The organism is Paenibacillus sp. 01T422, assembly GCF_056398785.1.
The window spans coordinates 1-10,623 of the sequence record NZ_JBFTQB010000243.1 but is presented as its reverse complement, the minus strand read 5'-3'; the positions used below and the strand labels follow the sequence as shown (position 1 = coordinate 10,623).

Sequence of the window (10,623 nt, the reverse complement as noted above, 5' to 3'; positions counted from 1 at the left end):
ATATTGTCTTGCTCCATATATCCGCTTATGATAGAGGATAACGAATAACCAGAGAGCCACGGAGGGTGACCATGACAGCCGACATATCCTATACCACGGAAGAGATCGCCAAGCTTTTAAAAATCTCCAAACTAACGGTCTATGATCTCATTAAAAAAGGGGATTTACCCGCCTATCGGGTAGGTAAACAAATGCGTGTAGACGCCTCCGACCTGGAGGCTTATAAAACACGTTCCAAAGGTGGCATGGTCACTACCCACAAAGCGGACATTGCGGAATTATCGCCGCTAACTACATCGTCAGGCACATCTTCTGCCTCCAAAAATACGCTTGTCATCACGGGACAAGACATCAGCTTGGACATTTTGGCCAAACATATCGAGAGAAAAATCCCTGACAAATGGCCTCTGCGATCTTATGTAGGAAGCTTGAACAGCCTAATCGCCATGTACAGAGGGGAAACGGATATCGTAAGCACACACCTCTTGGATGGCGACACGGGAGAATACAACATTCCTTATGTACGCAAAATACTGATCGGCTCCTCTTATGTTGTCATCAATCTCGTCTCAAGATCGGCAGGTCTTTATGTCCAGCAAGGAAACCCAAAAAAAATTCACGGCTGGGCTGACCTCAAGCAGCACGGCCTTCGGCTGATTAACCGTGAGAAGGGCTCCGGCGCTCGAGTTTTGCTTGATGAACAGCTCCGTCTTCACGGCTTTTCCTATCGGGATATGATCGGTTATGAGCGTGAGGAATCGAATCATATGGGCGTCGCAGGGAAAGTAGCACTCGGGGAAGGAGACTTCGGTGTGGGGATAGAGAAAGCGGCACACATGGTCGGTGGCGTCGATTTCATTCCACTCATTCAAGAGCGCGTTGATCTTGTTATGCTGAAGAAACCAGAGAATCTGGCATGGATTGAGCGCGTAAAAGAAGTGCTRCAATCCGAGGTTTTCCATAACGAACTACGCCCCATTCAAGGATATAATCTCTCCCAGACAGGGCGCGTTCTATTTGAAACTTAATAGACATCTTTCGCATATCGTTTGGTACGCGACATTTCTTTCACATAGCTCTCGGTTTCACTCGCGTTCATGCCGCTATGCTGCTGAATAATTTGCTTCAGCATAGCATCGACCTCTTTGGCCATCGAGCTGGCATCCCCGCAGATATAGAAGTGAGCGCCATCCTTAAGCCATGCCCACAGCTCTGCTCCATGCTCCTGCATGCGATGCTGGACGTAGATTTTCTCCTCCTGATCCCGGGAGAAGGCGGTATCTAGCCGGTGCAGCGTTCCCTCTTGCTGCATGGACTCCAGCTCCTCTTTGAAGTAGAAATCACAATCCGCACGTTGTTCCCCGAAAATGAGCCAATTCTTCCCTGTGGCCCCAGTCGCCTGACGCTCTTGAAGAAAACCCCGGAAAGGCCCAATCCCTGTGCCCGGCCCAATCATGATCATTGAGGCGCCCGGATTGGCTGGCGGTCTGAAGTGAGCGGACTTTTGGATAAAGAGCCCAACCTCCCCCTCGTCTTGGACGCGATCTGCCAAGAAACCGGAACAAACGCCGGTCCGCGGTTTGCCATCCATTTCATAACGAACGGTTGATACGGTAATGTGAACTTCATCAGGTTTCGCTTTGGGACTTGAGGAGATGGAATATAGGCGGGGCTGCAGCGGTTTTAACACTTGCAGAAGCTCCTCCGCAGGGACGGCCTTACTCATCGGATAAGCTTGTAACACGTCAACCAATTGACGTCCCCAAAGCCAACTTTTTAATTCCGCTTTATTTGTCAACAAGTTACCTAGCGTTTCGCTATTAGCTCGCTMCTGAATGAACGCTAGGATGGCCGGAGTAACCCTGGCAATTTCGAAGTGGCGGCGAAGCGCCTCGGTTACTGTCATTTGACCTTTGTCTTTTACAGTTACCTGTGTCGATGGATCTAACTTAATGGTTTCCAAAATATTAGCGACAATCTTCGGATCATTGGTTGGCCATACACCCAGTGCATCTCCTGCCTCGTAAGGCATGCGACTGCCCGTGAGATCAAACACATAATGACGAGTTTCTTTCTCGGAACCCTCACCATTCAAAAGCCGACTCTTAACAACACGTGTAGTTAATGGATGATTGCGGTCGTAGGTAATTGGGGTTTCCGTGACCACCGTAACCGGTTCGCTCAGTTTTGTCACAACGGTTTTCATCCACGCTGCAGCCTGATCTTCGTAATCCGTATCACAATCCACGCGCCCGTTAAGACGCTTAGCTCCCAACTGCTCCAAGCGCGCATCCAAATTGCGCCCAAAGCCGCAAAACAGATCATAGTTGGAGTCCCCGAAGGCTAGAACGGAGTAATGCAGCTCCGGAAGGCGTGTCATCGCATCGCCTTTTAGCGCGTTCCAGAAGCTTTCGCCGTTATCTGGCGGATCACCGGCACCGAACGTGCTGACCAGGAAGAAAACATAACGTTCCGAGCTCAAATCAGCCATTGAATAGGCATTCATGTTCATGAGACGCACGTTGTATCCAGCTTCTTGCAATTTCTGTGCGCATTGGATAGCAACACCTTCGGCATTCCCTGTTTGCGAAGCCCACAATATCGTCACAGACACTTTGTCAGACTGCGTTGCTGCAGCTGCTTTCACTTCTTGCTTGATTTCCGGTGTTATCACAGGTAGCGCTATTGTTTCAGGAAGGTAAGTGCGAGAAAACATACCAGCCAGCATGCCGTCCAGCCAATACCGTTTGGATGCCTCCAAAGGGGCTGTAGGAGGCAGAACAGGAATACCTGGCACTTGGCGCGAGTCTTCCGCTCTGAGACTTGTCAAAAATCCGGAAAGATACATCTTCTCATGACTATCCAGCGTCATTGAGGGGGATGATTGAATGCCGAGCATCGTTGCAAGCGCATCTAGAGGTGCCATTGTAGCCATCTTCACTTCCTCCTTYTGTTTAACTAATGAAACAGCGCAATACTTTAACTCCGGTTGAAAGGAAATGCCATCAACCGCATCGCTTGTTATCTCGTTAATAGCCAACTTCTCTCCGAACACATCATTCCAATGAAAAGGAGCGAAGCAGTTCCCCGGCCTCACGCGATCGGTAATGACCGCAGGCAGAATGGCAAGTCCGCGACGCGAGCGAACTTCAATGTTGTCTCTTTCTTTGGCGCCAAGCGACTCGGCATCCTCCGGGTGAATTTCGAGGAACGGACCGGGGTTCAGCTTATTCAGCGTCGGTATTTTCCCCGTTTTCGTCATGGTATGCCATTGATATACACTTCCGCCGAGGACGCGTAAGTGAATGCACCCGAATACCCCATCTCGCATGCAATCTTGGCGATGATCTGCCAATCTGCCATGGCTTCGCCTGGCGGCTCAACTGCCTTCTCCATCAGCGTTAAATTCCGCTCGGAGTTGATCATTACACCCTCGGCCTCCGCCCATAAGGCGCCGGGAAGCAGGATGTCCGCATATGGATTCGTCTCTGTCTCATAGAAGGCATCCTGCGCAATGACGAGCTCGGCGGCTTCAAGGCCAGCAATTACATTCTTGCGGTTAGGTACCGTGGCAACCGGATTCGTGCAAATAATCCAGCACGCTTTGATATCTCCAGCTTTCATGCTTTCGAACATCGACACCGTGCCTGTGCCTACTTCGGTCTTCAATGTTCCTCTCGGGACGTCCCACATGTCTTCGATGAAATCCCTGTCCGCTGGGGCCAGCACGGATCGCTGCCCTGGCAAGCCAGGTCCCATGTACCCCATCTCTCGGCCTCCCATGGCATTGGGTTGACCCGTAAGGGAGAAGGGTCCACTCCCTGGGCGGCATATTGCACCTGTTGCCAAGTGCAGGTTGCAGATCGCGTTGGTATGCCAAGTTCCGTGGGTACTCTGGTTCAGCCCCATCGTCCAGCACGTTATCCATTCCGGCGACTCGCCAATCCATAATGCCGCTTTGCGGATGTCATCTTCAGGGATGCCAGTTAGGTCAGAAACTTTATCTGGCGCGTAGTCTTCAAGGAATCCCGGCATACTCTCCCAGCCTGACGTGAATTCCGCTATAAAAGCCGGATCCGTGTGGCCGTTCTTAACAAGCAGGTGCAGGAGACCATTCAGAAGCGCAAGATCAGTCCCTGGCTTAATCTGCATATAAAGCCCCGCTTTGTCTGCTGTCGCGTTACGGCGAGGGTCCACCACAATCAGCTTAGCTCCCGCCTTCACCCGATCCATCATGCGAAGAAAAAGAATGGGATGGCAATCAGCCATATTAGCACCAATAACGAAAAACAAATCCGTGCGATCCATGTCCTGATACGATCCTGGCGGACCATCCGCACCCAGCGACAACTTGTAGCCGCTGCCTGCGCTAGCCATGCATAAGCGGGAGTTGGATTCAATATTATTCGTTCGGATGTAGCCTTTAGCCAGCTTATTAACCAAGTATTGGGCTTCCAGCGACATTTGACCTGACACATAGAAAGACATAGCATCCGGGCCGTACTTGTCAACAATAGACCGCAACCGCTGTGCTGTCTCCTTGATGACATCAGCCATCCCGGTTTGGACAGGCTCTTTCTTGCGCGCGAGACGTTTATATGCGTATTCCATCCGTCCAGACTCTGCGATCGCTTGCGCACAAGTATTGCCTTTGGTACACAGACGGCCAAAATTGGTTGGATGCTCTTTATCACCTGTCACTTTGAGCACACGGTTGCCAGATACCTCAAGCACAATTCCGCAGCCGACACCGCAATAGGGACAGACGCTTTTCACTTTGTTTGTTGTCATGTTGGTTCACCAGCGTTAACGTGCAGGGTGCACGAGTTGATTTTGTGAAAATGCAAGAAAAGTGACATGGTCGCAAACGAGATATCCTTACTTATAACAAAATATATATCGTACTGCGATAAAAATCAAGTGATTATGTTAATTTACATAACATTTAAATGCCTATTTTTCCGAAATTAATTTCCGTAACTAAAACTAGTGTTATATTATATGACATTAATTATCATCTTCAGGGAATTCCAAAAGCCCAATATTTTTCAATTCATTCATGTGAATCTCTGAAAGGTCTTCCAATATGCGCATGCCGGACTCCGACAATCGAATAAATATGCTCCGCCCGTCATCCGGATTAGGCACGCGGTACACCAATTGAAGCTGTTCACAACGGTTAATCAATTCCACACAGGCGTGCGGCGTAACTTGCAAACGTTCGGCAAGCTCCTTCGGTGTTGCGTAATCTCGTCCCGGGAATCCCATAATCGCCAGCATCAGTTGATGATTTTGCGGGGTGAGCCCATGYGCTCTTGCTGCTGACTCACTGAAATGAATAAACTTCCGGATCTGATATCGAAATAAAGCTAGCTGCTCGTAGACCCCTTTGGGCAATCGTTCTTTGGACATAATCTGCACCTCGAAAATAAGATACATCATTTTAACACACTACTTCGATAGAAAGGTACGGTTTGCCACCCTTCATCAAATCTTTGATTTAAGCATTGACAAATGGTAGAGGAACTATGAAAATGTTGAAGAAATCCGAGTCGGGGGGAACACATGATTTATTTGGCAGTCTTTATTTTTTTACTTACAATTACATTCGTCATCTGGCAGCCACGGGGGCTAAATATTGGATACTCCGCTTCGGCAGGCGCTATATTGGCGCTGCTTTTGCAGGTTGTTTCCCTGCAGGATGTCGCCACAGTAACAGGGATCGTTTGGAATGCGACATTGGCTTTTGTCGGCATTATTCTGATTTCCCTAATCCTAGATAACATAGGGTTCTTTGAATGGGCAGCCCTGCATATGGCGCGAATGGCCAAAGGCAACGGCAAACGCATGTTCATCTACGTCATCCTGCTGGGAGCCGCGGTTTCGGCTTTCTTCGCCAATGACGGCGCTGCGCTCATCTTGACGCCTATCGTTCTGGCGATGGTTCGGGCTTTGAAATTTCCGGATAAAATGATTCTCCCCTTCATCATGGCAAGCGGATTTATCGCGGATACAACTTCCATTCCATTCGTTGTCAGTAACTTGGTGAATATCGTTTCAGCCGATTTCTTCAATATTGACTTTACCACTTATGCGAGTCGCATGTTCGTCACTAGCCTCTTTTCATTAGGCGCAAGCCTGCTAGTGCTCTATCTCTATTTCAGAAAAGATATTCCTGCGAATTATGACGGGACTCATCTCAAGCATCCATCAGCCGCTATTAAAGATCTTCGACTTTTCCGGCTGTCCTGGGTCATTCTAGGGGTCCTGCTAGCGGCCTATTTGGCCAGTGGTTTCGTCAAAATCCCTGTTTCCTTCATAGTAGGAATCGCTGCGCTCGTATTCATACTGCTCGCCCGCAGCAGTGAAGCCATCCAAACGAAGCAGATCGTCAAAGACGCTCCATGGGCTATCGTTATTTTCTCAATAGGTATGTATGTCGTTGTGTATGGCTTAAAAAACGCTGGCTTAACCGATGCATTGGGAGAATTGATTGAAGTCATCTCGGGGCATGGTCTGTTGGCCGCCTCTGTAGGCATGGGGTTCCTGTCAGCCATCCTCTCTTCGATTATGAATAATTTGCCGACCGTATTGATTGGCGCATTGGCCATTCATGGCACGGGGACTGAAGGTGTGATTCGCGAAGCTCTCATTTATGCCAACGTGATTGGCTCTGATTTGGGACCTAAAATGACACCGATCGGGTCGCTGGCTACACTGCTTTGGCTCCATGTTCTCTCGAAAAAAGGGGTAACGATCACGTGGGGCACTTATTTTAGAATCGGCATCGTCCTTACAGTCCCAACTCTGCTCATCACTTTACTTGGTCTATATTTGTGGTTGAAGATTATTGCGTAACGACCTAAGTCTCCCCCTAACCTCGAGGTGCCCATAGCATGATAGAAACACCTATGACACATACAACGGCTCCGGTCCAGTCGTAAAGGTCAGGTGTTTTTTTGTCGATGACCCAACCCCATAACACGGCAAGGATGATGAATACTCCGCCATAAGCGGCATACACCCGCCCGAACGAGGGGAAGCTCTGCAAAGTTGGGATTATTCCATATACGATGAGGATGATGCTTCCCACGATACCGTACCACATAGGCTTGGATTCCCGCAGCCACAACCAAACCAGATAACCTCCGCCTATTTCTGCAAGTCCTGCAACGATAAATATCAATATGGATAACAACACAGTATCAATCTCCTTACTGGAAAAGATTCCGCCGAGGCTCACCTTGGCATCATGATAGCCATCATCTGTAATTTGCCTCGTCTTGTCAAGGAATTCCCGGCTTCTACATACTTGGGCTTTCGCCGGGGAAATACGTTCAACAGTCGGCGCTGGGATTGTTGAGACCATCCTCATTTAGGGAACTATAGTGCGCTATTAAGGTGAAAAGTGGCGATTCCTCATCAGGATGGGAACTACAGGCTCTTATTCCAGCGAATTTGCCCAATTCCCGCCTATAATGACGAAATAAGAGACCACAGTTCCTCTTAGCAGGCTCATAGGGTTATTTCCCGTGAAATAACGCCCCGTAGTTCCCATTGCTCCGGCCCCGCACACATACACAAAAAAACGAACACACTGCACTGTGATCATACTCCACAGGTAGCGTGTTCGTTTCCATCCATTTAGGAAGTGCCCAAAACTTTCTTCCCGCGCGGCTGCAGCCCATTAGGATCGGGTTCAAGCGTAACGCCGAAGGAGTCGATTTGGAAGTCCTTGCCCTTCACTGGAATGCTGTAAGTCAGCACGCCTGTGCCTTTCTCATCAACGCGGAGCGTTCCGCAGTTATACCGTTTTCCGTTCCGATTAAACCAAACCTGGTACGCAGTGTCTCCTTTGGTCTCCTGAAGACCTTGCAAATTAATGACCACGTTGTGGACATCCCCATTCTGAAGCACCCATGCCGTCCCTGAGGCTGTTGGCATTGTACTTTCAACAGACTTTAATTGGAAAGTATGCATGATTTCCGCAGGCTCACTTAGGCCCGGATTCGCTGAAAGCGCTGAATTCTTCGGTTGATTATTCCACCAAATACCGACAGCCAGCCCTAAAATAATCGCGGCAGACAACCCGTATATCCACTTGAATGAACGTTTCTTCTTATTTGTTATCGGCTTCAGCTTAGCTGGTGGTGGCAGAATGGACTGCATGACTTGCTGCTTCAAATCTGGCGGCAACTCTACTTCTTCCATTTCAAAAGGCAACGCCTGCCAAACATCCTGCAAGTCCCTTAATTCTTCGCGGCAACTGGCACAAGTTCGCAGATGCCGCTCGAAAGCTGCGCGTTCTAACTCTGTGCAATCGCCAGTCAAATAGTTGACCAAGTCATTGCAATCGACAGTTTCATGTTCTTTCATGACGTCATCCCTCCCTCAGTGATGTCAGATGCTTCCGAAGTATTTTTAAACATTGATGCAAGCGGCTTTTGATCGTGCCTACCGGTTCATTCGTTTGAGTGGCAATCTCGCTTAAAGAATAACCTTGCCAATACATCATATCGATCAATTGGATCTGGCTCTCGGACAGATGCACATACGCCTCGTGAATTTGCTCCCCGATCCACTTGCGTGAGATCACGGATTCGGGATCTGGCGCATCAGATACAAGGGAATGTTCCCATTCTCTAGGTTCAAAACGGACCACTTGCTCAAGTCTACGTTTCTTCCTCAAATAATCAATTGTTATATTTCGCGTAACGGTAATAATCCAGTTCACATATCCGCCTTTGCTTGCGTCATAGCCCTTCTCCGTCGTCCAGAGACGTGTAAAAACAAGCTGAACAATTTCTCTCGCCGCCTGTTCTTCCTTCAGTGACTTCAGCGCAAAGGAATACACAAGCTTCGCATAACGATCATAAAGTTCTTCGAGCGCAGGATGGTGCTTACTCAAGACCAACTTCATGAGTTCCGCATCCGTTCGATTTCGCATATTCGGCACACTCCGAGTCGAAATAAAGTTAATACTACTACCTTATCTCCGTCATGTTGTCTTGGCAATAGATTTATAGAAAAAGAAAACCCCGGCATTGCTGAGCTTGCCAGCATGCCGGGGCGGGATATCTCGAAAGCTGTGTGGTTATCTTGCTTCTGTTTTGGTCGGATCGAGAACGAACCAGACCTTGCCTACATTTTGACCTGTCGTTTCACCAGGGAGATGGTCTTTCACCCAGTAGTAAAGCGGCCAGCCTTTGTAGGTGCTTTGCTTTTTACCGTCAGCTCGTGTAAGAACACCGAAATCACTTGCCGCAAGATCCGCAGAAACCGTCAGGTTCTCGTCGTAGAAGATTGGCCAGTTTACCAAACAAGGACCTACGCAGGAATTCGGGTCAGCCTTATCTTTGGTAAACAAGTACAGGGCCATGCCATTTTGATCGACTAAGTAGGTGCCCAGCGCATCGGATTTACTTGTTTTTACTGAGGTATTCACAGCTGTTGTCCCACTGAATTTCGCAGGATCAATCACGTACCAGACATGACCAACGTCCTGTCCTGTTGTATCGCCCATTTTCTTGTCATCTACCCAGTAGTAAAGCGGGAATCCTTTGTAAGTCGTTTGCAGACTACCGTCCGCGCGAACCAACGTACCGAAATCAGCCGAGTTCACACCCGTAGGTGCAGAAATAGCATTCGAGTAGAAAAGCGGCCATTTCTCCAGGCATTTGCCTGAACAATTGCTTACGCCTTTCGTGTCTTTATCATAGTAATACATTGCCATGCCGCTAGCATCGGTCAAATAATTGCCAAGATCGACCTTCGTGCCTAGCGCGATTCCACCATTCGATGGCTTAATAACGAACCAGACCTTGCCTACATTATCGCCAATCGTGTCGCCCGCTTTCTGATCTTTCGCGAAGTAATACAGCGGCCACCCTTTGTAAGTGAGTTGATCTTTGCCGTCAGCACGTGTGAAAACCCCGAAGTCTGCCGCACTGAACTCAGTTGGAACAGTAAAATTGTTGGCACTTACGATCGGCCAGTTCGTCAAACAAGCCTCTACGCAAGAATTAACATCCGCTACATCTTTGGTAAAATAGTATAAGGTCATTCCCTTGGAATCTGTTAAATAGCTGCCTAAAGCATCGCTCATCTTCAAGCTAAGTGCCGGAGTTTCGAGCACACTAAGCTTGCTCGCACTAATTTTACCCTTGTCGCTTAGGTCTACCGCCAGTGTTTTGGTCGATCCTTTGATTGGCGCTTTTAACGCCTCGAGAGTAGCGGTCGCTATATGTAGGTTCTTGAATGATTTCACGCTAGCAATCTTGGACAAGCCATTTTTGGCTGCAAAAGCAATGACATCATCGTACTGGAAATCAGTGCCTTGCCCGTAGCCAAGAGACTCCAGCAAAACTTTGTAATACTGCTGTGCTGTGATACCAGCCATAGGTTCGAACGTATCGACGCCTGTTCCCTGCCAACCTAGAGCTGGATTCGCTTTCAAATAGCCAAGAATCGCTTGATTCTCCTTGGAAACGCCACTAGCATCCTTGAAGTTCGCAGTCCCACTAAATGCAAGCGCCTCGGACTCCAAGCCTTTTAACCTCAGAGACATAACCGCCGCTTGCAGTCTTGTCGTCGATTTATTCAAATATTCCGCGGTCAAGCCGC

General features: G+C 48.7%; 8 protein-coding genes and 1 pseudogene. 2 read left to right on the top strand and 7 right to left on the bottom strand.

Annotated elements, in window-relative coordinates; translation table 11 throughout:
• Positions 1–71 precede the first annotated feature (71 nt).
• Positions 72–1,028, top strand: coding sequence for a substrate-binding domain-containing protein (locus AC1DUA_RS15475; RefSeq protein ID WP_477500618.1), 957 nt, complete (start codon positions 72–74; stop codon positions 1,026–1,028).
• Here AC1DUA_RS15475 and AC1DUA_RS15470 read toward each other — a convergent pair.
• From AC1DUA_RS15470 to AC1DUA_RS15460, 3 genes are all read right to left on the bottom strand, one after another.
• Positions 1,025–3,355 (bottom strand): sulfite reductase subunit alpha, encoded by a 2,331-nt coding sequence (locus AC1DUA_RS15470; protein WP_477500617.1) that lies wholly within the window; start codon positions 3,353–3,355, stop codon positions 1,025–1,027. The genes AC1DUA_RS15475 and AC1DUA_RS15470 overlap by 4 nt on opposite strands.
• Positions 3,259–4,791: a molybdopterin-dependent oxidoreductase gene (locus tag AC1DUA_RS15465; RefSeq protein WP_477500616.1), complete on the bottom strand. Its 1,533-nt coding sequence runs from the start codon at positions 4,789–4,791 to the stop codon at positions 3,259–3,261. Before AC1DUA_RS15465 ends, AC1DUA_RS15470 begins: the two co-directional genes overlap by 97 nt.
• 216 nt (positions 4,792–5,007) lie before the next feature.
• A complete protein-coding gene (locus AC1DUA_RS15460; protein WP_477500615.1) occupies positions 5,008–5,442 on the bottom strand; it encodes a MarR family winged helix-turn-helix transcriptional regulator in 435 nt (144 codons plus the stop codon).
• Positions 5,443–5,565: 123 nt separating this feature from the next.
• Between AC1DUA_RS15460 and AC1DUA_RS15455 the strand changes: the two genes are divergently transcribed.
• On the top strand, positions 5,566–6,858 hold the full coding sequence (locus AC1DUA_RS15455) for an arsenic transporter (RefSeq protein WP_477500614.1): 1,293 nt from the start codon (positions 5,566–5,568) through the stop codon (positions 6,856–6,858).
• Positions 6,859–6,874: 16 nt separating this feature from the next.
• Here the strand turns inward: AC1DUA_RS15455 and AC1DUA_RS15450 are convergent, their stop codons facing one another.
• The 4 genes and pseudogenes from AC1DUA_RS15450 to AC1DUA_RS15435 all read right to left on the bottom strand — a co-directional run.
• Complete coding sequence (locus tag AC1DUA_RS15450; RefSeq protein ID WP_477500619.1) at positions 6,875–7,201, bottom strand: YnfA family protein; 327 nt, start codon at positions 7,199–7,201, stop codon at positions 6,875–6,877.
• 443 nt (positions 7,202–7,644) lie between these two features.
• Complete coding sequence (locus tag AC1DUA_RS15445; RefSeq protein ID WP_477500613.1) at positions 7,645–8,376, bottom strand: anti-sigma factor domain-containing protein; 732 nt, start codon at positions 8,374–8,376, stop codon at positions 7,645–7,647.
• Between the two features lie 4 nt (positions 8,377–8,380).
• A complete protein-coding gene (locus AC1DUA_RS15440) occupies positions 8,381–8,947 on the bottom strand; it encodes a sigma-70 family RNA polymerase sigma factor (RefSeq protein WP_477500612.1) in 567 nt (188 codons plus the stop codon).
• Between the two features lie 147 nt (positions 8,948–9,094).
• Positions 9,095–10,623, bottom strand: a pseudogene (locus tag AC1DUA_RS15435) (hypothetical protein); the annotation flags it as partial.

Coding starts and splice junctions, on each gene's coding strand:
- AC1DUA_RS15465 (WP_477500616.1), bottom strand. CDS start 4,791: ATGACAACAAACAAAGTGAAAAGCGTCTGTCCCTATTGCGGTGTCGGC.
- AC1DUA_RS15455 (WP_477500614.1), top strand. CDS start 5,566: ATGATTTATTTGGCAGTCTTTATTTTTTTACTTACAATTACATTCGTC.
- AC1DUA_RS15445 (WP_477500613.1), bottom strand. CDS start 8,376: ATGAAAGAACATGAAACTGTCGATTGCAATGACTTGGTCAACTATTTG.
- AC1DUA_RS15440 (WP_477500612.1), bottom strand. CDS start 8,947: ATGCGAAATCGAACGGATGCGGAACTCATGAAGTTGGTCTTGAGTAAG.